This window comes from Humibacillus xanthopallidus, from assembly GCF_006716675.1.
Classification (GTDB): domain Bacteria; phylum Actinomycetota; class Actinomycetes; order Actinomycetales; family Dermatophilaceae; genus Humibacillus; species Humibacillus xanthopallidus_B.
This window is the reverse complement of the sequence record NZ_VFPM01000004.1, coordinates 451,795-473,757: the sequence shown is the minus strand read 5'-3', so window position 1 is coordinate 473,757 and position 21,963 is coordinate 451,795. Positions and strand designations below refer to the sequence as shown.

Genomic DNA, 21,963 nt, shown 5'->3' with positions numbered 1-21,963 from the left:
CGTGAAGATCGACATCTGGTCCGACATCGTGTGCCCCTTCTGCTACCTCGGCAAGCGCCGGCTCGAGGCCGCCCTCGGCGCGTTCGAGCACCGCGACGACGTCGAGGTGACGTGGCACAGCTTCGAGCTCGACCGGGGCGCGCCGGCCGTCGCGGACCTCCCCCTCGTCGACCTCGTCGCGGCGAAGTACGGCACGAGCCAGGAGCAGGCCGTCGCCCAGCACCGCTCGATGGCGGCCGCCGCGACCGAGCTCGGGCTCGAGTTCAACTGGGAGCAGGCCCGCTACGGCAACACCTTCGACGCGCACCGCGTCGTGCACCTCGCGGCGGAGCACGGCCTCGCCGACGCCGCCCACGAGCGCCTCATGCGCGCCTACTTCACCGACGGTCTCGCGGTCGGTGACCGTGACACCCTCGTCGGCCTCGCCACCGAGATCGGGCTCGACGAGTCCGAGGTGCGCGCGATGCTCGAGTCCGACGACTTCGGCAACCACGTGCGCAGCGACGAGGCCACCGCCAAGATGCTCGGCATCGAGTCGGTGCCCTTCTACGTCTTGGACCGCAAGTACGGCGTCTCCGGCGCGCAGCCCGTCGAGGTCTTCACGCAGGCGCTCGAGACCGCCTGGGCCAACCGTCACGAGCAGCCCGAGCCGGTCGCCGTCGGTGGCGGCTGCGGCGGGGCCTGCGGAGCCGACGGCTGCGGTGGGGGCGCCTGCGCCCGCTGAGGCCCCTACCGTGGAGGGCATGGCCCACCCGGTGATGTTCGAGGACGCCGACCCCTACCTCGCGCGGCTGCGCGAGATCTGCCTCGCGCTGCCCGAGGCGCAGGAGAAGGTCTCGCACGGCCGGCCGAACTTCTTCACGAAGAAGGTCTTCGCCGGCTATGGCGCGGTGGTCCGGGGCGACCACGACCCCGAGCCCTACGCCCGCTCCCTCGTCTTCCTGCCCGACGCCGCCGACCGGCCGGCGCTGCTCGCCGACGACCGCTTCTTCGAGCCGGCCTACCTGGGGCCCTACGGCTGGCTGGGGCTCGACTTCGCTCCGGCGGGCTCGGTGGAGCAGGTGGCGTGGGACGAGGTGGCCGAGCTCGTCGACGCGTCCTACCGGCTCACGGCGCCGGCCCGGCTGGTTCGCCTGCTCGACGACGGCGACAGGTCGTGAGCGACGGGGTCGCGCGCCCGGCTCCGCCGTGGCACAGCCAGGACGGCCACGTCGTGCGCCTCGAGTGGGGTCCAACGGGCGCCGAGGCCCTGACGCGGTATGCCGTCGCGTCCCGCGCCGCCGTCACCGCCGTCGTCATCGACGTGCTGAGCTTCACGACCTGCGTCTCGGTGGCGGCGGACGCCGCCATCACCGTGCACCCCTACCGCTGGAAGGACGACTCGGCCGTCGCGCACGCCGAGCGGCTCGGGGCGCGGCTCGCGGTGCCGAGGTCAGCGTCACGCAAGGCCTCGGCTGGTGGCCAGCCGGACGGCATACCGCCGATCAGCCTGTCTCCCAAGTCGATTCGTGAGGCGTCGGGGGTGAGCGCTCTCGTCCTGCCGTCACCGAACGGCTCGACGATCAGTCACCAGCTCGCCGACGCGGGTGCCGACGTCGTCGCGGTGTCGCTGCGCAACCGGGCGGCTGCCGCACGGTGGGTCGTGGGCAAGATGGTGGCGGCCCGAGGTCGACAGCCGGCTGTCGTCGTCGTGCCGGCGGGAGAGCGCTGGCCGGATGGGTCGCTGCGCCCTGCAGTCGAAGACCTCTGGGGCGCAGGCGCATTCGTCGCCTCGCTCGTCGAGCGGCTCGAGCACCAGGCCGGCCCCCTGCTTCTCAGCCCCGAGGCGAGCGCCGCGCTGGCGGCCTGGCTCACCGTCGAGGACGACGTGCCCGCGGCCTTGGAGAGGTCGGCGAGCGGGCGCGAGCTCGTGGCCCAGGGCTGGCCCGACGACGTCAGGATCGCGGCCGAGCTCGATGCGTCGACCGCCGTCCCGGTCCTGCGCGACGGGGCCTTCCGCCCGGCCTGACCGGGTTCCCACTCGCCGTCGAGTGCCCACTTCCCGACGCACCCACGACGTCCGAAACCGAGCACTCGACGCAGCCTCCCGGTCGAGTGCCCACTTCCCCGTGGGGAACTGGGCACTCGACGGTGAGTGAGGGCCTGGGGCTACTGGCCCATCGCCGTCCAGAAGGCCGAGGCGGCGCGCGAGCTGCGGCCGGTGCGTCGCTCCGACCAGTCGGCCGAGGTCATGAGGGCGGTGACGGCGTTGACACCGAGCCAGCGCAGCGGCTCCGGCTCCCAGGCCCGCGACGTCCGCCCGGCCCAGGGCAGCGAGGCGAGGTCGTCGGGGTCGTCGCCGCTGATCATCGCCGCGAGCGTGCGGCCCGCGAGCGCGGAGGTCGCCACGCCGTCACCGACGTAGCCCCCGGCGAAGGCCAGCCCCGTGTGCTTGTCGTGACGCACCGACGGGAACCAGTCGCGCGGCACGCCGAGGTTGCCACCCCAGGCGTGGGTGAAGGCGACGTCGCGCAGCACCGGAAAGAGCTCGACGAGGATCCGCCGCAGCATCGCGTGCACGCGTTCGTCGCGCTCGTACGCCGACGAGAGCCGCGACGCGTAGTGGTAGGGGGCCCCGCGCCCACCGAAGGCGATGCGTCCGTCGCGGGTGCGCTGACCGTAGACGACGAGGTGCCGGTTGTCGGCGAACGTCGTGCGGCGCTCGAGGCCGATCTGCTGCCAGATGTCGTCGCCCAGCGGCTCGGTCGCCGTCATGAGCGAGTAGACCGGGGCGATCGCCCGCCGGCGGCCCGCGACCGTCGGCGTGTAGCCCTCGGTGGCGAGCACGACGTGCTCGGCCCGCACGGTGCCGTGCGGGGTGACGACGCGCCGGCTGCCCACGTCGACGGCCGAGGTGCGCTCGTAGATCGTGACGCCGCGTCGCTCGACGGCCGCGGCGAGCCCACGCACGAGCCGCGCGGGGTGGATCGCCGCGCAGTGCGGCGTCCACGAGCCGCCGAGCGCGTCGGAGACCTGCGCGAACTCGGCCACCTCGTGGGCGTCGAGAAGCCGGTGGTCGTCCGGCCCGAACCCCCAGGCGTGGAAGTCGGCGACCTCCGCCCGCACCCGCTCGAGCTGGGCGGGGTTGCGTGCCACCGAGAGGTAGCCACCCTGGTCGAAGTGGCAGTCGATGCCCTCCTCGGCGGCGATGGCGCCGACGGAGGCCACCGTGTCGTGCAGCTGGTGCTGCATCCGCACGGCAGCGTCGCGTCCGCGCTCGCTCGCCATCCGCTGGAGCGACGCCGGGAAGAGCGCCGAGCACCAGCCACCGTTGCGCCCCGAGGCACCGAAGCCCGCGATCTCGCGCTCGATGACGGCGACGCGGACCGTCGGGTCGGCGCGCACGAGGTGGTATGCCGTCCACAGCCCGGTGTAGCCCGCCCCCACGATCGCGACGTCGACCTCGACGTCGCGATCGAGCCCCGGTCGGGGGGTGAAGTCGTCGTCCATCGTGTCGTGCCACAGACTCAGGCTTCGGTATCCGCTCGCAGGCATGCGGGCAGTATGCACCGCCTGCCTGTCGTGGTGAAGGTGGGGGCAGCACACACTTTTCGGTGGAATGCGGTTCCATTGCCTACGGATTCCGAAGGTGAACGGCATTCCCCATACCCCTTCCGCGGAAGCCGCCGCCGGGGCAGGATGCCGGCATGACCTCCCTCGACCGATCCCGCCTGGCCCGGCTCCACGAGCGCGAGCGTGCCGCCTTCACCGCCGCCCGTCCCCGCTCCCGCGAGCTGGCAGAGCGCGCGCGGGCCCACATGCCCGGCGGCGTCCCGATGAGCTGGATGGTCAAGTGGCCGGGCGACTTCCCGGTCTTCGTCGAGAGCGCGGCCGGGGCCCACTTCACCTGCGTCGACGGCATCGACCACGTCGACCTCTGCCTCGGCGACACCGGCGCGATGATGGGCCACTCCCCCGCCGCGACCGTCGACGCGGTGACCCGGCAGCTCTCCCGAGGCATCACGACGATGCTGCCGACCGAGGACGCCATCGCGGTCTCGACCGGTCTCGCCGAGCGCTTCGGTCTGCCCTACTGGCAGTTCACCCTCACCGCGACCGACGCCAACCGGCACGCGATCCGCTACGCCCGCCTGCTCACCGGCCGCTCCAAGGTCGTGGTGCACAACTGGTGCTACCACGGCTCGGTCGACGAGGCCTTCGCGACGCTGGGCGAGGGCGGCTCGACCGTCGACCGGCCGAGCAACATCGGCGCCCCGGTGCCGACCTCGGAGACGACCCGTGTCGTCGAGTTCAACGACCTCGAGGCGCTCGAGCGCGCCCTCGCCCACGGCGACGTCGCGGCGATCCTCGTCGAGCCGGCGCTGACCAACATCGGCATCGTCCTGCCCGACGACGGCTACAACGAGGGGGTCCGTGAGCTCGCGACGCGCTACGGCGCCCTGCTCATCAACGACGAGACCCACACCATCTGCGCCGGCCCCGGCGGCTACACCCGTGCGCACGACCTGCACCCCGACCTGCTCGTCATCGGCAAGTCCATCGGCGGCGGCATCCCGTGCGGCACCTTCGGCTTCACGGCGGAGATCGCCGACCGGATCGCCCGCTCCGTCGAGCTCGAGGACATCGACGTGGGCGGCATCGGCGGCACGCTCGCCGGCAACGGCCTGTCGATGGCCGCGATGAAGGCGACCCTCGAGCAGGTCATGACCCCGGCAGCGTTCGAGCACATGGTGCCGCTCGCCGACGCGTGGGCCGACGGGGTCCAGGCCGGCATCGACGCGGTCGGCGCCGACTGGCACGTGACGCGGCTGGGTGCGCGGGCGGAGTACAACTTCTCACGCACGCCCTCGCACGACGGTCAGGAGGCGCACGACTCGGACGACTTCGAGCTCCAGCAGTACCTCCACCTCTACGCGCTCAACCGCGGCATCCTGCTGACGCCCTTCCACAACATGGCGCTCATGTGCCCCGACACGACGACCGCCGACGTCGACGCCCACAGCGCGATGTTCCTCGAGTGCGTCGAGGAGCTCTTTTCCTGACCTCGGCAGACGGCGGCGCCCCGCTCGATAGCCTTGCCACGACGGATACGAGCGCGGGAGGCACGATGAGCGAGGGCCAGAGCACCCACACCCACGACGCGACGGAGGGATCCGCCGTCCCGGCCCCCCGGCGGCGGCGCACCAAGCTCGGCATCGTCGGGGCCGGTGCAGTCGGGGCCACCCTCGCCTACGCCTCGCTCATGCGCGGGGCGGCCCAGACCGTCGCGCTCTACGACATCAACGGCGCCAAGGTGCGCGCCGAGGCGCTCGACCTCGCGCACGGCATCCAGTTCATGCCGATGGCCAAGGTCGAGGGCTCCGACGACGTCGCGGTCCTCGCCGACAGCGACGTCATCGTCTTCACCGCCGGGGCGAAGCAGAAGCCCGGCCAGTCGCGCCTCGACCTCGCCGGTACGACGATCGGCATCGTCAAGACGATCCTGCCGCAGCTCGTCGAGGTCGCCCCGGACGCGGTGCACATCATGGTGACCAACCCCGTCGACGTCGTGACGTATGCCGCGCTCAAGGTCTCCGGGCTGCCGCCGAACCAGCTCTTCGGGTCGGGCACGGTGCTCGACTCCTCGCGCCTGCGCTTCCTCCTCGCCGAGCACACCGGTGTGGCCGCGCAGAGCATCCACGCCTACGTCGTCGGCGAGCACGGCGACTCCGAGCTGCCCCTGTGGTCATCGGCCTCGATCGGGTCGGTGCCGCTGCTCCAGTGGCGTGACGAGCACGGCGACCTGGCCCTCGACGAGGAGACCCGCGAGCGGATCGCCACCGACGTCGTGCAGTCGGCCTACCGCATCATCGAGGGCAAGGGCGCGACGAACTACGCGATCGGCCTCGCCGGCACCCGGGTGCTCGAGGCCGTCGTCAACGACGAGGGCCGCATCCTGCCGGTCTCGTCGCTTCTCGACGACTACTACGGCATCAGCGACGTCTGCCTCTCCGTGCCGGCGATCGTGCACGCCGGGGGCGTCGGGTCGCGGGTCGAGGTGCCGATGACCGAGGCCGAGCTCGCCGGGCTGCGTGCGTCCGCCGACGCGGTGCGCGCGACCGCCCGCAACTTCGGCTTCTGACGGACACCCCGGCGGCCCCCTGCCGCGGCGGAGGATGATGACACCGTGACCTCCTCCGCCGCCGCGACTCCCGGCCCGCAGGACGCGTCCGTCACCCCCCGCTCCACCTACCACCACGGCGACCTCCGCCGAGCGCTGCTCGACGCAGGAACGGAGCTCGCTCGCGAGGGCGGGCCCGACAAGGTCGTGCTCCGCGAGGCGACCCGCCGCGTCGGCGTCTCGGCCAACGCCGCCTACCGGCACTTCGCCGACCGCGACGCCCTCCTCGACGAGGTCGTCTCGATCGCCCAGGGCCTGGCTGCCGACGTCATCTCGACGACCATCGAGGCCGTCCCCGCGCGTATGCCGCCCGGCGAGCGCGCGCGGGCGCGGTTCCGTGCCGTCGGGGTGGGCTACCTCCGCTTCGCGATGGACGAGCCGGGGCTGTTCCGCACCGCGTTCGCCGTGCCCGTCGACCTGCGCCGCGCCGCCTCGCCCGATGCCGCCGGAGCGTGCGGCCGCACCCCGTTCCAGCTGCTCAGCGACACCCTCGACGACATGGCCGAGCTCGGTGTGCTCCCGGCCTCGGAGCGCCCCGGCGCCGAGCTGCTCGCATGGTCGGCCGTGCACGGCCTGGCCATGCTCGCGCTCGAGGGGCCGCTCCGCGACCTGCCGCCCGGCGCCGTCGACGAGATCGCTCCGCGCCTCGTGCGGATGGTCGACCTCGGCCTCGGCGTCACCGTGCCGGCCGACACCGGGCCGCAGTGAAGGCTGCTGCGGCCCGCGCCTAGAGTGCTCGGCGTGAGCACTGACGCCGCCGACACCGAGACCGCGGGGCTCGACGCCCTGACGCCCGCCTTCTACCGGCGCCTCGGCGACGACCTCTTCCTGCCGACCCTCCAGACCCAGGGTGCGTGGCGCGAGGACGAACAGCACATGGGTCCGGTGAGCGGCATCCTCACCCACGCCATCGACGCGCACGAGCCCCGGGAGGGCATGCAGCTCGCCCGCATCAGCTTCGAGATCCTCGGCGTCATCCCGGCACGTGCGAGCCGGGTGGAGGTGCGCACGACCCGGCCCGGCCGCACCATCGAGCTCGTCGAAGCCACCCTGAGCGTCGACGACCGCGTCGCCGTGCGCGCCCAGGCGTGGCGGCTGGCCACCCACGACTCGGCGCCGGTGGCCGGGGTGGAGCTGGACGGCATACCGGGGCCTGACGAGCTCGTGCCCTGGGAGGGCACGGACACGTGGCGCGGGGGCTACATCCGGGGGCTCGAGTTCCGCGTCGACCCGCACCGCCGTCCGGGCCGCACCCTCGCGTGGATCCGCACCCCCAATGCTCTGGTCGATGGCGAAACCTGCTCTCCCACAGCGGATCTCGTGCGTCTCGTCGACACTGCGAACGGCATCGCCGTCCGGGTCTCGCCCGACGAGTGGATGTTCCCCAACGTCGACCTGGCCATCCACCTCTTCCGCGAGCCGGTGCGCGGCTGGGTCGGCTTCGACACCCGCGTCTCGATGGGCACGACCGGGCTCGGCCTCACGTCGACGACCCTGCACGACGAGCTCGGCCCGGTCGGCCGGGCCGAGCAGGTGCTCACCGTGCGGCGCCTGCCCGGCTGACCACCCGCGCGCGGTGCGAAGGCGTCTGGATCTCGTCAGCACACACCGCGCGCGGATCGCGCCGTGGCTGCCACAATGGGCGCGCGCGCTCGCGTGCACCGAGACGACGGTGACGTCGTGACGACAGGGGAGACATGAAGACGATCCACATGGGCCGCCGCAGCACCTCCGCCGCGGCGGGGTTCGTCATCGCGGCGCTGCTCGCCACACCGATGGCCTTCGCCGACGACACGGGCACGCCGTCGCCGTCGACCTCGACGTTCGGTGCGAGCACGTCCACCGAGGACCCGGGCGCGACGACCACTACGGGCACCAGCACGGGCACCAGCACGGAGACGACGGCTCCCTCGACGACCGAGCCCACGACCACCGAGCCCACGACCACCGAGCCCACGACGACCGAGCCGACGACGACCGACCCCTCGACGACCACCACGACGTCGGTGCCGACGACTCCCGCACCGCCGCGCACGGTCAGCGCGACCGCGCCCACGCCGCTCGGCAGCCCTGTCGTGCTCCGGGTCGGCGCCACTGGATGGAGCGTCAAGGACCTCCAGTCACGCCTGCTCGTCGTCGGCCGGACATCGGGCACCGTCGACGGGGTCTACGACGCCGGCGTCGCGTCGGCGCTGGGCTCCTTCCTGCGCGGCAGCGGCCTGCCCGGCGACGGCACGAAGCTCACCGCCGAGGCCCGAGAGGTGCTCCGGGCCCGCTCGGCCTCGCCCGTCGTCATCCCCGCGACGAGCTCGGGCGGCACGGTCAAGGAGCTCCAGCTGCGCCTCCGGGCCAAGGGCCTGTGGCCCTACTCGATCTCCGGCACGTACGGGTGGACCCTGGGGCAGATGGTCCTCGCCTTCCAGCGCGCCCAGAACCTGCCCCAGTCCGGCGTCGCCGACCGTCGCACGTGGAGCCGTCTCGTCGGGCTCACCTTCACGCCGGGCACGTTCGACCGCTACCGCTACGAGGCCGGCCTGCGGCCGCACCTGCCGACGCTCGCCTCGCTCGACTCGCGCTGCCGCACGGGGCGCGTGATGTGCGTCGACAAGGCGACCCGCACCCTGACCTGGGTCGTCTCGGGCAAGCCGACGACGGTCATGTGGGCGCGTTTCGGTGGGCCCGGCAACGAGACGCGCGAGGGCACCTTCACGGTCTCGCGGCGCTACGAGTACGTCGTGTCCAACCTCTACTTCACGCCGATGCCCTACTCGATGTTCTTCTCGGGCGGCCAGGCGGTGCACTACTCGTCGAACTTCGCCCGCATCGGATACGCCGGCGCGAGCCACGGGTGCGTCAACATCGGCGACTACGCCCAGGTCAAGGCGCTCTACTTCGCCTCGAGGCTCGGCGACAAGGTCGTCGTCCACCACTGACGAGAGCCCCTGCACCCGGTGACAGGCGGGCCCCCGTCTGTCACCGGGTGCAGGGCTACTCGACCCTGGCCTCGATCGCGGTGCCGAGCTCGATGGTGCGGCTCACGGTGCACCACTCGTCGTGCGAGCGCTTCACGAGCTTCGGCAGCATCTCGCGGGCGGCGTCACCTCCGTCACCGTCGGGGAAGCGCACCCGGAAGCTCACGGTGATGTCCTGCAGGTGGTTGCCGTGCTCGTCCTTGACCTTGTCGGCCGTCACCTCGACCTCGAAGGAGTCGGGCTCGGCCCGGCGCGTCGTCACGGTGTCGACGTCGACGGCGGTGCAGGCGGCGATGCCCGCGAGGAGAAGCTCCACCGGCGAGAGCTCCTCGGTGCCGGAGCTCACGGTGAGCGACCCGCCGCGGCGGTTGCGGGCCGTGTAGCGGCCCACGCTGTCGCGCGTCAGCGTGATGGAGCGGAGGTCAGGGGCGTCGGTGCTCATGGGGGCAGCCTCTCAGATCGTGCGGACGGTATGCCGTCCCGTCGCGCCGGCCGGACGGCATACCTCGGTGGGTGGTGGCGGTCAGCTCCAGGCGTCGGCGAGCAGCTCGAAGGAGCGGAGGCGGTCCTCGTGGTCGTGCGCGCCGCAGGTGACGATGACCTCGTCGACACCCGTCGCCTCGACGAAGCCGGCGAGGCCCTCGCGTACCTCGCCGGGCGTGCCGACGAGCGAGACACGGGTCATCTCCGAGACGGCCTGGCGCTCCGCCGGTGACCAGCGGGCCATGAGGCCGGCGATGTCGCCCTCCGGCTCGGTCACGCCGGAGCGACGCCCCGTCACGATGCCGTGGAAGCGCGCGAGCACGCTCGTGAAGAGCCGCTCGGCCTCGGCGGTCGTGTCGGCGACCATGACGTTGACCCCGGCCATCGTGCGCGGAGCGTCGAGGCCACCGGGCTCGGTCGACGGGGTGAACCGCGAGCGGTAGACCTCGAGGGCGCTCATGAGCGCGGCGGGCGCGAAGTGCGAGGCGAAGGAGTAGGGCAGGCCGAGGGCCGCCGCGACCTGGGCGCCGCCGTGGCTGGACCCGAGGATCCAGATCGGCACGTGGGTGCCCTCGCCGGGGATGGCGCGCACCTTGGCGTCGGGGTCGGGGTCGCCGAGGTAGCCGATCAGCTCCTCGACCTCGCCGGCGAAGTTCATCGCGGCGGCCTCGCTGCGGCGCAGGGCGCGGGTCGTGAAGGGGTCGGTGCCGGGGGCGCGGCCGAGGCCGAGGTCGATGCGGCCGGGGTGGATCGTCGCGAGCGTGCCGAACTGCTCGGCGACGACGTAGGGCGCGTGGTTGGGCAGCATGATGCCGCCCGCACCGACCCGGATCGACTCGGTCTGGTCGGCGACGTGGCCGATGAGCACGGCGGTCGAGCTCGACGCGACGCCGCGCATGTTGTGGTGCTCAGCCATCCAGTAGCGGCCGTAGCCCCACTTCTCGGCGTGCCGCGCGACGTCGACGGTCGCGGCGATCGCCTCACCGGCGGTGCCGCCCTCGAGGACGGGCACGAGGTCGAGGATGTTCAGCTGGGCGCGGGGGACAGAGGTCACGTGGGAGGCAACGGGTCGGGTGCGGCGCGGTATTCCGTCAGCGCGTGACCGCCTGGCGCAGGGCGGCGACGCCGGCGCCGGTGAGGTGCTCCAGGGCGGCATCGCGCCCGGTGAGCAGCAGGAGGAGTCCGGCGATCGGCCCGGCGATCTCTGGCCCTTCCCCCTGGGTCCAGTCGGTATCCGTCGCAACGAGCCGGTAGTCGTCGAGCGGTATGCGGCGGTTGACGCTGGCGAGCCACGTGTGCCGGGTGTCCCACCTGCGTGTGGCGGCAACGGCGGCCGCGGCCGGTTGCATCGGGACCTCGAGTCCGAGCGGGATGGCGATGTCCTGACTGTGGACGAGGATGTCGGTCAGCGTCTCCAGGGGTGTGACAAAGGCGTTGTGCCGGCGCGACCCGATGCCCGCCCTGATCCGCGCGATGATCTCGGACGTCGAAAGCAGCTGCGCCTGCAGCACGGCGGAGTCGTGGATCGTCGCGTTCAGCGTCACGCTGCGCAGCATCCGCGGGTGGCGCAGGACGAAGGTCAGCGCATCACCGATGCCCTGCTGCTGCAGGGTCAGGTGGGCGGCGACGTGCCGCACCGTCCAGCCCTCGCACAGGGACCGGTGCCCCCACTGGTCCTGCGTCAGCCGCACGAGCAGGTCGGCGGTGCGTGCTCGCTGGTCGTCGATCGCGGCCCACATCGCATCGACGTCGGCCGGTGTCATCGTGGCCATGGCGTGTTTTCTCCTCACGTGAAGACCGGCGGGTGCGACCGGGTGCGCTTGAGCTCGAAGAACTGGGGATAGCCGGCGAGCAGCCGCGCGCCGTCGAAGACCCGGATGGCCGCGTCGCCGCGGGGGATCGCGTTGAGGACCGGTCCGAAGAACGCGGCACCGTCGATGCTGGTGATCGGGGTGCCCGCCTCGCCACCGACGAGCGCGACCCCCGTCTCGTGGCTTCGGCGCATGTCCGCGTCGTGCTGCTCGGACTCCATGGCACCCGCGAGATCGCCCGGAAGTCCCACCCGGGGCAGCGACGCCTGGACGACCTCGTGGTACTCGGCGGCCGAGGGTCGGCGCCAGTGGTCGAAGATCACCTCACCGAACGCGGTGTAGAACCGGTCGAGGGCCGCTTCGCCGAACCTCGAGACGACGGCTGTCGCGACGCGCGCCGGTCCGCGCGAGGTCTCGACACTCCGGCGGTACTCCGGGGCCACGTCGGTGCGGTGCTCGTTGAGCAGGTACAGGCTCATCACGTGGAGCCGCACCGTCAGGGACCGGCGCTGGCTCACCTCGTGGAGCCACCGTGAGGCCGTCCACGAGTAGGGGCACACCGGGTCGAACCAGAAGTCGACGACGCTCGGGTGCGGGGTCGCAGTCATGACGCCTCCCTGCCTCGCTACACTAGTCCCATGATCGAACCATTGTAGTTCGATTATGGGACTATGGGAAAAGGGTTCTGATGGCGCGCGAGCTGCCGAGCAGCCTGCTGATGTTCATCGCGTCCCGCTCTGCCGCAAGCAGGATCTTCGAGGCCGTGCATGACGCCGGGTTCGACGACCTGACCATCGCGCAGAGCCGGCTCATGATGGGCATCGATCCGGCGGGAACCCGACTGAGCGTGCTGGCCGAGCGCGCCCAGATCGCCAAGCAGACCGCCACCGCCCTGGTCGACAAGCTCGAACGGGCCGGCTACGTCGAACGAGTGCCGGACCCGTCGGACGGTCGAGCGACCCTGGTGCGATTGACTCCTCGCGCCGAGGCCGTCCTCCCGGTGGCACGGGCGGAGGAGGACCGCATCGAGGCCGAGTGGCGGGCTCATCTCGGCCCCGAGGCCATGGATCAGCTCCGCGACGCCCTGACCGCGCTGCGTGACATCACCGACCCCTACCAGTAGCGGCGCGGAGGCCAGGGATCGCCGCCTTAGAGGAACGAGGCGACGACCCTCTCACGGTCGAACGTCGTGATGATCCACCGCATCATCACGACATCGACGACGACCAGCACGAGACCGAGCACGGCGAAGAAGCCGGGGCCCAGGAGCATGACGCCGGTGGCCTGTCCCACGACGAGCAGGATCAACGGCAGCACGGCGAAACCGGCGATCGAGTTGGCCGACTGGTACGAGCTGACCCGGGCCGACACCCAGACGACGCAGGCAGTGACGAACACCGAGACCGCCGGCACCAGCAGCACCATCAGCACCCACCAGTTGAGGGTCGGGAAGTACCAGTGACCGACCAGGGGGTTGCCCAGGATGTTGACGAGAGTCGTGTAGACGCCGAAGCACACCCACGAGATGACCACGGCCGGTAGGGCCGCGCCCACGATCTTGCCCACGACGAGCGCGGTGTCGGTGACCGGGGTGTAGAGGACACCCTCGAGCGTGTGGCGCTCCTTCTCGCCGGCGAAGCTGTTGGCCGCCAGGACGACGGCCACCATGGTCGGGATGATGAGGAAGAAGCCGGCGAACAGGTAGACCGTGGAGATGTATGCCGCTTGGCCCTGCACGGTGAGCTCCCCGGTTCCCGGGAAGGCGGAGGTGGGGATCTTCGAGACGAGGTCGTGTGCGTCGGCCGGGCTCATCGAGCGCAGGGCGAGCAGGAGCCCCACCGGGTAGAGCACGACGAAGACGAAGGGCACGATCGCGACCGGGGCCAGCACCTGCCCGGTCGCCGTGCTCTCGCGGAGGTCCTTGGCCGCGATGGTCCAGATGGTCCCGCCCTTCATCGGGCACCTCCCACGGCTGCGCCCTCCTGCGTGTGAACGCGCTCCTGCGTGTGAACCAGGCGCAGGTAGGCCTCCTCGAGGGTGGGGGGTTCCTCGGCGATCCCGAGCAGATCGCCCGGCATGGCCGCTATGGCACGCACGACGGCCGGAACCGCTTGGCGGGTGGTCAGTTCCACCATCGCACCGCTCTCCACGGGAGTGACCGTCCGAACGCCTTCGAGGGCGAGGACTGCGGACTGGTCGAGGACGGTCGGGGGCGCCACGGTGATCCGGATGCGTACATCTGGCACCAGCATGCGCGCGACCTCCGCAGGTGCGCCCTGCGCCGCGATCCGGCCTCTGGAGAGCACCCCCACCTTGGTGCAGATGGACTCCATCTCCTCCAGGCGGTGGGAGGTGATGAAGAAGGTCCGACCCTGCTCGATCGACAGGTCGTGGATGTACATCATCAGCTCATGGGCCGCCTCGGGGTCCAGACCGGCGGTCGGCTCATCGAGGAAGACGAGCTCGGGATCGGCGATGAGGGCCCGTGCGATCAACGCCTTCTGCTTCATGCCCTTGGAGTAGGTGCCGACGCGATGCGCCTGCCGGTCGCCCAGCCCGAAGCGGTCCAGCAGCGCGTGGGCAGCCCTCGTGGCGTCCGCCGACGACATGCCGTACAGGCGGCCGAAGAACGTGAGGTTGTCGAGCCCGGTCAGGCGGTCGTAGAGCGCGGTGTCGGTCTGCACGCCGATGTGGGGTCGAACGCTGGCGATCTCGTCCGGAAGGTCATGGCCGAGAACACGAAGGCACGACGCCCGGTCGGCACGCAGCACTCCGGTCAGGATGCGAACGGTCGTGGTCTTGCCGGCACCGTTCGGGCCCAACAGCCCGAAGACGCCACCGGACTCGAGGCGCAGGTCCACTCCGTCCAGGACCGTCGTCTCGCCGAACGACCGCGCGAGCCCGGCAACCTCGATGGCGAACCGGGACGACTCCTGCCCCGCGGCCGCAGCCTCGACGGCGGGCGTGCGGTCCGAAGGAAAGGTGGTCGCTTCCTTCATCATGGCCAGGGATCCTCCACGGGAGCCGTCTGCGTGACGCCAACCGCCTGCCGCGACGGTGCCGCCCTCTCGATTCTGCTCCGCGACAGCAAGCCCGCCTTTGGCCTGTGGCTCACTTCACGCGGTGCCCGCGTGCCGGATGCCGTCAGGGCAGCTTGAGCAGGGCGATCTGGTCGTCGTGGTCGGGGCAGAACGTCTGCACCCCGGCCGCCATGAGCTGCTTCGTGCGCAACGCCTCGCCGGTGTTGGGCAGGGGCTTGTCGTCCTCGTCGACGGCCACCTTGTCGAGCGTCACACCCCCGTTGCGCAGCACCCAGCACGTCGTCGTGCCGGTCTGGATGTCGTCATCGACGCTCGCCCCCGTGACGGTGGCGCCGAGCTTCTCGGCGGCGAGGACGAACCTCGCCTCGTCGGCCGAGATCGTCGGCCGGGCGCTCGCCACGTCGGGGGGCAGGTCGCCGAGGGTGGGGTCGTCGCTGCTGCAGGCCCCCAGCGAGATGACCGCGAGCAGCACCGCAGCACTGACGACGCCGACAGCGGCACCTCGCCCGAGGCGTCTGCGAGGCGCGCCCACCCGGGGAGGGTGACGGTCCGCCCGAGGGGGACGGACGGCATACGGCGAGGTGGTGGAGGGGCTCATCGTTATCCTGAACGTGTGACGGACCCCGATCATCCCCTGTCGGAAGCGGATCGCGGCAACGCCGAGCCGGCCGGTCTGCGGCTCGCCGGCGAGGCGCCGCTGGCCCGTGGGGCCGTCATCGCCTCCCTGGCCGCGGTGGTCTTCGGCTTCACCTTCGTGCCGCAGCTGCTCGGTCTGGCGCTCGCGGGGCTGAGCCTCGCTCGCCGCGAGCCCGGCGGCCGGCGCGGCGCCTGGATCGCGATCGCCATCAGCGTCCTGCTCACGGTCGTCTGGGCGGTCGTGCTCGGGATCGTCCTCAAGTGGTGGGCGTCGACCCTCGTCTGAGCGGGCGGGCTACTGCGAGTAGGTCGAGAGGAACTTCTCGAGGCGGCCGATGGCGTCCTCGAGATCCTCGACCCGGGGCAGGAAGACGAGCCGGAAGTGGTCGGGCGTGGACCAGTTGAAGCCGGTGCCGTGCACGATGAGCAGCTTCTGCTCGCGCAGCAGGTCGAGCGCGAACTTCTCGTCGTTGACGAGGGGATGGACCTTGGGGTCGAGGCGCGGGAAGAGGTAGAGCGCGCCCTGCGGCTTCGTCACCGACACCCCGGGGATCTGGTTCAGCATCTCCCACGCGACGTTGCGCTGCTCGAGCAACCGGCCGCCCGGGAGGATGAGCTCGTTGATCGACTGGTAGCCGCCGAGGGCCACCTGGATCGCGTGCTGCGCGGGCACGTTGGCGCACAGCCGCATGTTCGCGAGGATGTCGAGGCCCTCGATGTAGTTGCGGGCGTGCTCCTTGGGGCCGGTGATGGCGAGCCAGCCGGAGCGGAAGCCCGCGACCCGGTAGGCCTTGGACAGCCCGTTGAAGGTGAGGCACAGCAGGTCGGGGGCGACCGCGGCCACCGAGGTGTGCGTCGCGGCGTCGTAGAGGATCTTGTCGTAGATCTCGTCGGCCATGAGGATCAGCTCGTGCTCGCGCGCGACCTGCGCGATCGCCTCGAGCACCTCGCGCGGGTAGACCGCGCCGGTGGGGTTGTTGGGGTTGATGACGACGATGGCCCGGGTGCGGTCGGTCACCTTGCTGCGGATGTCGTCGAGATCGGGCGCCCAGCCGGCCTGCTCGTCGCAGACGTAGTGCACCGCGGTGCCCCCGGCGAGGCTCGCGGCCGCCGTCCACAGGGGGTAGTCGGGTGCGGGGATGAGCACCTCGTCGCCGTTGTCGAGCAGGCCCTGCATCGCCATGACGATGAGCTCGCTCACGCCGTTGCCGAGGTAGATGTCCTCGACGCCGACGGGCGGGAAGTCGCGCAGCTCGTAGTGCTGCTTGACCGCGCGGCGGGCCGACAGGATGCCCTTGCTGTCGCTGTAGCCCTGCGCCGTCGGCAGCTCCTGGATGACGTCGACGAGGATGTCCTCGGGCGCCTCGAAGCCGAACGGCGCCGGGTTGCCGATGTTGAGCTTGAGGATGCGGTGGCCCTCGTCCTCGAGCCGCTTGGCCTCGGCGAGCACGGGTCCGCGGATCTCGTAACAGACGTTTTGGAGCTTTCGGGACTGGGTGACCACGCGCATACGCCCCAGCGTGACACCCCGGTATGCCGCGAGCCCGGCAATTCCCAGCATGTGGCCTGTGGGGTGGGTCTCGCCCACGACCCGTGGCGCGGCCGTCAGCGACCGAGGCACCCGATCGTCGAGCCCGGGCTGCGCCCGGTGACCGGCCCGACGAGGCGGTCGAGCGACGGGCCGCTGACGACGACCGTGAGGTCGCGGCCCCCGCTGCTCTTCGTGAGGACGGCGAGCACGGCTGCGGCGTCGGAGGGGGCGGACCCGGTGGCGGACGGCTGGGCGCCCGATCCGTTCTGCACGGTCCAGCCGAGCTGGGTGAGATAGCCGATGACCGCGGCCGCCTGGGGACCGGTCGAGGGCGGGTACGTGCGCGTGACGACGCCGTCGGGCTCGGTGTGACAGGGCGGGGACTCCCCGTGGCCGAGGGGGGTGAGGCTCCGGTCCATCACCTCGAACGTCGTCTCGAGGGTGTCCCAGGCGGCGAGGTCGTCGGCGTGGGACCGGGCGACCCAGGCCCAGAGGAGGAGTCCGAGCAGGGCGAGCACGCCGACGGTGACGGCGATGCCGGCCATCGTCGGTCGCCGCCGGCCACCGGCCCGCTGCGCCCGCTCCGGGGCCTCGTCGCTGAAGCCGTAGTCGGTCACGCAGCACAGTGTCGAGCACCGGCGCGGCGCCGTCGCCCCGCCCGGCCAAGTGTCGCCAATCCGTGACCCTCAGGTCCGTCGGGAACTGGGCACTCGACCCACCCTCCGGTCGAGTGCTCACTTTCCACACGTCGGGAACTGGGCACTCGACCCACCTCCTAGTCGAGTGCCCACTTTCCACACGTCGGGAACTGGGCACTCGACCCACCTCCTAGTCGAGTGCCCACTTTCCGAACGTCTGGAACTGGGCACTCGACTCACCCCCCGGTCGAGTGCCCACTTTCCACACGTCGGGAACTGGGCACTCGACGTGGTGAGGGGGTCAGTGGGTGATGGGTTCGTCGCCCCAGGCGAGGAGACGCCAGCCCGCGTCGGGGTCGCCCTCCATCGTCACGACGTGCGTGTTGTCGAGGCGGCGCGAGGCGAAGAAGTCGGCGGGCAGGCCCAGCCGGACCGTGCACCACGTGCGCATCGCCGCGCCGTGGCTGATGGCGACGGCCGCCGCGTGCCCGTCGGAGGCGATCTGCGTGACGGCCGCGTCGTAGCGGGACATGAAGCCGACCCCGCTGTCGCCCCCGGGGATCGTGTGCGCGGGGTCGTCGCCCCACCGCACGACGGCGTCTACGTAGGGCTGCCAGTCGGTCGACATCTCGTAGTCGCCCGCCTGGATCTCGCGCAGCCCGGGCAGGACGACCATCTCGAGGCCGAGCCGCTTCGCCAGCGGAGCCGCCGTCTGCTGGGTGCGCACGAGGTCGGAGGTGTAGATCGCGCCGAGGTCCTCGCCGGCGAGACGCTCGGCAAGTGCTCGGGCCTGTTCACGGCCGGTGTCGGTGAGGTCGAGCCCGGGCACCGCGGTGTCGAGCTGCCGGGCGACGTTGGCGTGGGTCTGGCCGTGGCGGACGAGGAAGAACCGCACGTCACTGGTCCTTGACGGTGACGCCGGTGAGGCACTCGACCCCGGTCTTCGGGCCACGCCAGAAGCCCTTCGCCGCCACGTCGCCCTTCTCGCCGGGCGCGACGGTGACGTCGATCTCCTTGCCCGCCACGTCGGACGAGTCGGAGGTGCGCACGATGAAGACGGCGACGGTGAAGGTGTGTGCGACCGAGTCGGTGTTCTGCACCGTGCCGCTGAAGTTCCACGAGTCACCGGTCGGCGCGCACGTCGAGGCGACGAGGCTCGTCGAGGCGTCGAAGAGGCCGCCGGCCACGGGAGCCGTCGTGTCCGGCACGTCGTCCGTCGGGGTGTCGCGCGCGATGGTCGGCTGGACCGGCACGCTGACCGTCGGGCCGATCCCGTCGTCCGAGCGGGTCGGCTGCCCGCAGGCCCCGAGCGACAGGGCGGACGCGAGCCCTGCGGCGACCAGCCCGGCGGCGCGGACCCGCGCGCCGGAGACGGATCGGGGCGCCCCGGCATACCCCTGCCTGCCTGCGGACCTGCTCACGGTTCGGCTCCTCTCGTCACCCGGTGGTCGCGGGTGAACACATGTCGCAGACATTGTGCCCCGCGACCTCAGCCGACGAGCGCCCGGGCGACGAGCGCCGCGCCGACGATCGTCAGCCCCCCGAGGACCGCGAGGGAGTCGGGCAGGCGCCAGGGAGCGGGCCCGGCCCAGGAGCGCCGGTGCGCGCCGGCGAAGCCGCGGGCATCCATCGCGAGGGCGAGCCCGGCCGCCTGCCCGAGCGCGCCGACGAGCAGCCCGCCGGTGACCGCGACGGCCTCGGTCCCCCGGCGCACGAGGCCCCGATCAGCCCGTATGCCGCGCACGCGCCTCGTCGTCATGAGCTCGGTCCACAGGTCGTCGAAGGACTGCAGGCGCTGCAGCGCCGCGGTCGCGGCCACGACGGGACGGGCGGGCAGGTGGACGCGCTGCGCGAGGTGGTCGCCGAGCCGCTCCGGGTCGATGAAGCCGACGACGAACGCCGAGGGCACGATGAGGCAGAGCACGCGCAGGGCGGCACCGGCGGCGATCTCGAGGTCACGCCCGCCGAGCAGCCAGGCCGACCACGCCACGCCGACGACGGCGACGACCGCAGGAGCGAGCCGCGCGAGCACCCCGCGCAGCCGGCCCTCCGGCCGGCGACCCGGGCCGGGCGCGAGCAGGCCGACGGCTCCGAGGGTGACCTCGACGGCGAGCACGACGAGGGCCTGGCGCCACGACCCGAGCAGGGCGGGCAGGGGCAGCACGCAGAGCGCCGCGACGAGCAGTGCGAGGGGACCGACCCGGGCGAGCAGGGGGCGACGCTCCGGCTCGGGGTCGACTGCCGGCTGCGACGGGCGGCGGAGGGCGAGCTCCTGGTCGGCGCGGTCGACGACGCCGGGGTCGTGGGTCGTGACGAGCACCCCGGCCCCCTCGCGGCGCGCGGCCTCGAGGGTGCCCATGACGGCGGACCAGGTGAGTCGGTCCTGGCCCACGGTCGGCTCGTCGGCGAGCACGAGCGCAGGGCCGTGCGCGATGGCCGAGGCGACGGCGAGTCGGCGCTGCTCGCCGCCGGAGAGGTGTCGCGGATCCGTGTCGGCGAGCCGGGCGAGGCCGAGCGTCGCGAGCAGCTCGTCGGCCCGGGTCTCCGCGTCGGCTCCCGAGAGGCCGAGGGCGCGCGCCGTCGTCAGCACGTCGTCGCGCACGGTGCGACCCACGACCGCGGTCGCCGCCCGCTGGGGCACCCAGGCCACGACCCGGGCGAGGTCGACCGAGGGCCACTCGTGCGGCGGCCGGGGGCAGTCGCCCTGGCCGCCGCTCACCGGGGTGATCGGGGCCGCCACGTCGACGCGACCGGTCGTGGGAGCGAGCAGCCCTCCGACGGCGGCCATGAGCGTCGACTTGCCGGCCCCGCTCGGACCGGTCAGCGCTGTGAGACGGCCCGCCTCGACCGCGAGGTCCGCCCCCGCCACCGCGGTCGTGCTGCGCGACGTGGAGCCGAGCCGCCGGCTGCGGCGCTCGACCCCGAGGTCGGTGCCGGCGACGACGGGCGCGCCCGGTGCGAGGACACCTGCGGCCGCCCGTGGCATCGGTGTCAGCGCCACGCGGAGCGGCTGCGGCTCCGGGGCTCCCGGCACCCAGATGCCCTGTCGCACCAGCGAGCTCGCGTGCTCGGCGAGCACGTCGTGCGGGGCCCCGTCGGCGACGATGGTGCCGTCACCGTCGAGCACGACGAGGCGGTCGACGAGGTCGAGCCAGCCCGTGAGCCGGTGCTCGACGACGACGAGCGTCAGCCCGCGGCGGGCGACGACGTCGGCCACGACCGCCCGCACCCCGGCCGCGGTGTCGGCGTCGAGCATCGCGGTCGGCTCGTCGAGGAGCAGCAGCCGCGGCTCCATGACGAGGGCCCCGGCGAGGGCGAGGCGCTGCGCCTCGCCCCCGCTGAGGGTCGAAGGCGAGGAGTCGGGCGGCAGGTCGAGGCCCACCTCGGCGAGCGCCGCGGCGACCCGTGCGGGCATGGCGTCACGGGCCACCCCGACGTTCTCGAGGCCGAAGGCGACGTCGCGGCCGATCGACGAGGCGACGACGCCGGCTCCCGGGTCCTGCAGCACGAGGCCGACCGCGCCGGCCCGGCCCTCGGACTCGCCGTCGAGGGTGACCTCACCATCGAGCTCGCCCGAGTCGGCCGTCAGCAGCAGCCCGGCCAGGGCACGCAGCAGGGTCGACTTGCCCGACCCGCTCGGGCCGGCGAGCAGCACGCGCTCGCCGGCCGCGACCGTGAGGTCGAGCCCGTGCAGCACCGGACGAGCACGCCCGTAGGGACGCCACGACAGGCCCGCAACCTCGACCGCGGCCCCTCGCGGGGCAGCGGCGGATGGCCGACCGAGGGGGTCGACGAGGCCTGCTGTGTCAGCCGGAGCCGGCTCGGTCATGTCGGCCTCAGACGGCCGCGCGTTCGCGAGCCTCCTGGCCGGGCGGGAACGCGGCCAGCGCCCCTGCGTTCGCGAGCAGCTTGGTCAGCCCCACGGCGAGCAGCGACCCGAAGATCGCCACCGACCCGCCGAGCAGGAAGAGGTAGGCGATCTTGTAGCCGAAGCCCCAGTCGGTCCAGTAGGAGTACCACTCGTAGACGGCCTCGAAGGCACCCCCGAGGAAGCCGCCGATGAGCAACGGGGCCCAGCTGTAGACGGCATACCCGAAGAGGGCGAAGCCGAGCTCGACGCCGAGGCCCTGGACGAGGCCGGAGACGAGGGTCGTCAGACCCCACTGCGTGCCGATGAGCGCCGACACGATCGCGGCGAGCAGCTCGGTGAAGACGGCGGCGCCGGGGCGCCGGATGACGAGCATCCCGACGATGCCGGCGACGAGCCAGGGCCAGGCGAAGAGGGCGCTGAGCGGCGGGAAGCCCGCCGACACCGCGGTGGCCGGGGCCTCGTAGGCGAGGCCCCACGCCCAGTAGGCGACGCCGAACGCGACGCCGAGGAAGGCGCAGGTGAGCAGGTCGATGGTGCGCCAGCGGGTCAGAGGGCCGCTGGCGGTGATGGTGGTGGACATGACGATCTCCCGGGTTCCGATGGATACCTCGGGGAGGTCACCGGACGGCATACACCGACGCATGTCGATGGCGTATGCCGCGAAGGTGACCTGAGAAAATCCCGACTTCCTTCGCCGGTGCTAACCGGAGCAGGTTCGAGGGTCTGCGGACTGTCGTCGACGTGGTGTCGACCGCCGCACTCTCAGCGCTCGAGGGCGCTCCCCTGTCGTGATGGGTTGGGTGGTGCTCTTCAGTTGTGA

The 21,963-nt window shown here is 72.3% G+C and carries 24 protein-coding genes; 10 read left to right on the top strand and 14 right to left on the bottom strand.

The features are described 5' to 3' along the window. Position 1 precedes the first annotated feature (1 nt). Genes FBY41_RS21650 through FBY41_RS21640 form a run of 3 tightly spaced genes read left to right on the top strand, consistent with a single transcriptional unit; the run spans position 2 to position 2,008 of the window. Positions 2–724: a DsbA family oxidoreductase gene (locus FBY41_RS21650; RefSeq protein ID WP_141847070.1), complete on the top strand. Its 723-nt coding sequence runs from the start codon at positions 2–4 to the stop codon at positions 722–724. A 19-nt stretch (positions 725–743) separates the two neighbouring features. Further along, the gene (locus FBY41_RS21645; RefSeq protein WP_185749203.1) at positions 744–1,160 is read left to right on the top strand and encodes an MmcQ/YjbR family DNA-binding protein; all 417 of its coding nucleotides are present in this window, start codon (positions 744–746) and stop codon (positions 1,158–1,160) included. Further along, on the top strand, positions 1,157–2,008 hold the full coding sequence (locus FBY41_RS21640; protein ID WP_141847068.1) for a 2-phosphosulfolactate phosphatase: 852 nt from the start codon (positions 1,157–1,159) through the stop codon (positions 2,006–2,008). The genes FBY41_RS21645 and FBY41_RS21640 overlap by 4 nt, the downstream gene beginning before the upstream one ends. 140 nt (positions 2,009–2,148) lie before the next feature. Here the strand turns inward: FBY41_RS21640 and FBY41_RS21635 are convergent, their stop codons facing one another. Further along, a complete protein-coding gene (locus tag FBY41_RS21635; protein WP_141847066.1) occupies positions 2,149–3,534 on the bottom strand; it encodes an NAD(P)/FAD-dependent oxidoreductase in 1,386 nt (461 codons plus the stop codon). Between the two features lie 152 nt (positions 3,535–3,686). Between FBY41_RS21635 and FBY41_RS21630 the strand changes: the two genes are divergently transcribed. The 5 genes from FBY41_RS21630 (at position 3,687) to FBY41_RS23690 (ending at position 9,093) form a co-directional block, all read left to right on the top strand. After that, the gene (locus FBY41_RS21630) at positions 3,687–5,042 is read left to right on the top strand and encodes an aspartate aminotransferase family protein (RefSeq protein ID WP_141847064.1); all 1,356 of its coding nucleotides are present in this window, start codon (positions 3,687–3,689) and stop codon (positions 5,040–5,042) included. A gap of 65 nt (positions 5,043–5,107) precedes the next feature. After that, a complete protein-coding gene (locus tag FBY41_RS21625; RefSeq protein WP_141847062.1) occupies positions 5,108–6,121 on the top strand; it encodes an L-lactate dehydrogenase in 1,014 nt (337 codons plus the stop codon). 45 nt (positions 6,122–6,166) lie between these two features. Next, entirely contained in the window at positions 6,167–6,868 is a 702-nt protein-coding gene (locus tag FBY41_RS21620) for a TetR/AcrR family transcriptional regulator (RefSeq protein ID WP_141847059.1), read from the top strand. 33 nt (positions 6,869–6,901) lie between these two features. Continuing rightward, entirely contained in the window at positions 6,902–7,723 is an 822-nt protein-coding gene (locus FBY41_RS21615; protein ID WP_141847057.1) for a thioesterase family protein, read from the top strand. 134 nt (positions 7,724–7,857) lie between these two features. Then, the gene (locus FBY41_RS23690; RefSeq protein ID WP_221629386.1) at positions 7,858–9,093 is read left to right on the top strand and encodes a L,D-transpeptidase family protein; all 1,236 of its coding nucleotides are present in this window, start codon (positions 7,858–7,860) and stop codon (positions 9,091–9,093) included. Between the two features lie 55 nt (positions 9,094–9,148). Here the strand turns inward: FBY41_RS23690 and FBY41_RS21605 are convergent, their stop codons facing one another. From FBY41_RS21605 to FBY41_RS21590, 4 genes are all read right to left on the bottom strand, one after another. After that, positions 9,149–9,574, bottom strand: a complete 426-nt coding sequence (locus FBY41_RS21605) for an OsmC family protein (protein ID WP_141847055.1) — start codon at positions 9,572–9,574, stop codon at positions 9,149–9,151. 81 nt (positions 9,575–9,655) lie between these two features. Beyond that, entirely contained in the window at positions 9,656–10,669 is a 1,014-nt protein-coding gene (locus FBY41_RS21600) for an LLM class flavin-dependent oxidoreductase (RefSeq protein WP_221629385.1), read from the bottom strand. Positions 10,670–10,706: 37 nt separating this feature from the next. Continuing rightward, entirely contained in the window at positions 10,707–11,387 is a 681-nt protein-coding gene (locus FBY41_RS21595; protein WP_221629384.1) for a maleylpyruvate isomerase family mycothiol-dependent enzyme, read from the bottom strand. Positions 11,388–11,401: 14 nt separating this feature from the next. Beyond that, positions 11,402–12,034 carry a mycothiol-dependent nitroreductase Rv2466c family protein gene (locus FBY41_RS21590; RefSeq protein ID WP_141847052.1) on the bottom strand — a complete coding sequence of 211 codons (633 nt, stop codon included), beginning with the start codon at positions 12,032–12,034 and terminating at the stop codon, positions 11,402–11,404. 80 nt (positions 12,035–12,114) lie between these two features. On the opposite strand from FBY41_RS21590, the gene FBY41_RS21585 reads away from it, so the two are divergent. Then, the gene (locus FBY41_RS21585; RefSeq protein WP_141847050.1) at positions 12,115–12,549 is read left to right on the top strand and encodes a MarR family winged helix-turn-helix transcriptional regulator; all 435 of its coding nucleotides are present in this window, start codon (positions 12,115–12,117) and stop codon (positions 12,547–12,549) included. A 26-nt stretch (positions 12,550–12,575) separates the two neighbouring features. Here FBY41_RS21585 and FBY41_RS21580 read toward each other — a convergent pair whose 3' ends face one another. The 3 genes from FBY41_RS21580 to FBY41_RS21570 all read right to left on the bottom strand — a co-directional run bounded on the left by FBY41_RS21580 (position 12,576) and on the right by FBY41_RS21570 (position 15,065). Further along, entirely contained in the window at positions 12,576–13,382 is an 807-nt protein-coding gene (locus FBY41_RS21580) for an ABC transporter permease subunit (protein WP_141847048.1), read from the bottom strand. Further along, the gene (locus tag FBY41_RS21575; protein WP_185749202.1) at positions 13,379–14,287 is read right to left on the bottom strand and encodes an ABC transporter ATP-binding protein; all 909 of its coding nucleotides are present in this window, start codon (positions 14,285–14,287) and stop codon (positions 13,379–13,381) included. The genes FBY41_RS21580 and FBY41_RS21575 overlap by 4 nt, the downstream gene beginning before the upstream one ends. A 283-nt stretch (positions 14,288–14,570) precedes the next feature. Further along, positions 14,571–15,065, bottom strand: coding sequence for a DUF732 domain-containing protein (locus FBY41_RS21570; RefSeq protein ID WP_185749201.1), 495 nt, complete (start codon positions 15,063–15,065; stop codon positions 14,571–14,573). A 15-nt stretch (positions 15,066–15,080) separates the two neighbouring features. Between FBY41_RS21570 and FBY41_RS21565 the strand changes: the two genes are divergently transcribed. Beyond that, positions 15,081–15,389, top strand: coding sequence for a hypothetical protein (locus tag FBY41_RS21565; RefSeq protein ID WP_141847041.1), 309 nt, complete (start codon positions 15,081–15,083; stop codon positions 15,387–15,389). A gap of 9 nt (positions 15,390–15,398) precedes the next feature. Here the strand turns inward: FBY41_RS21565 and FBY41_RS21560 are convergent, their stop codons facing one another. The 6 genes from FBY41_RS21560 to FBY41_RS21535 all read right to left on the bottom strand — a co-directional run bounded on the left by FBY41_RS21560 (position 15,399) and on the right by FBY41_RS21535 (position 21,723). Further along, positions 15,399–16,613 (bottom strand): pyridoxal phosphate-dependent aminotransferase, encoded by a 1,215-nt coding sequence (locus tag FBY41_RS21560; protein ID WP_141847156.1) that lies wholly within the window; start codon positions 16,611–16,613, stop codon positions 15,399–15,401. 95 nt (positions 16,614–16,708) lie between these two features. Continuing rightward, positions 16,709–17,251, bottom strand: a complete 543-nt coding sequence (locus FBY41_RS21555; RefSeq protein WP_141847039.1) for a hypothetical protein — start codon at positions 17,249–17,251, stop codon at positions 16,709–16,711. A gap of 322 nt (positions 17,252–17,573) precedes the next feature. Beyond that, positions 17,574–18,167, bottom strand: coding sequence for a histidine phosphatase family protein (locus FBY41_RS21550; RefSeq protein WP_141847037.1), 594 nt, complete (start codon positions 18,165–18,167; stop codon positions 17,574–17,576). A gap of 1 nt (position 18,168) precedes the next feature. Beyond that, positions 18,169–18,693, bottom strand: coding sequence for a hypothetical protein (locus tag FBY41_RS21545; RefSeq protein ID WP_141847035.1), 525 nt, complete (start codon positions 18,691–18,693; stop codon positions 18,169–18,171). Between the two features lie 68 nt (positions 18,694–18,761). Then, a complete protein-coding gene (locus FBY41_RS21540; RefSeq protein ID WP_141847033.1) occupies positions 18,762–21,101 on the bottom strand; it encodes an ATP-binding cassette domain-containing protein in 2,340 nt (779 codons plus the stop codon). A 7-nt stretch (positions 21,102–21,108) separates the two neighbouring features. After that, on the bottom strand, positions 21,109–21,723 hold the full coding sequence (locus FBY41_RS21535; RefSeq protein ID WP_141822964.1) for an ECF transporter S component: 615 nt from the start codon (positions 21,721–21,723) through the stop codon (positions 21,109–21,111). Positions 21,724–21,963: the final 240 nt, after the last annotated feature.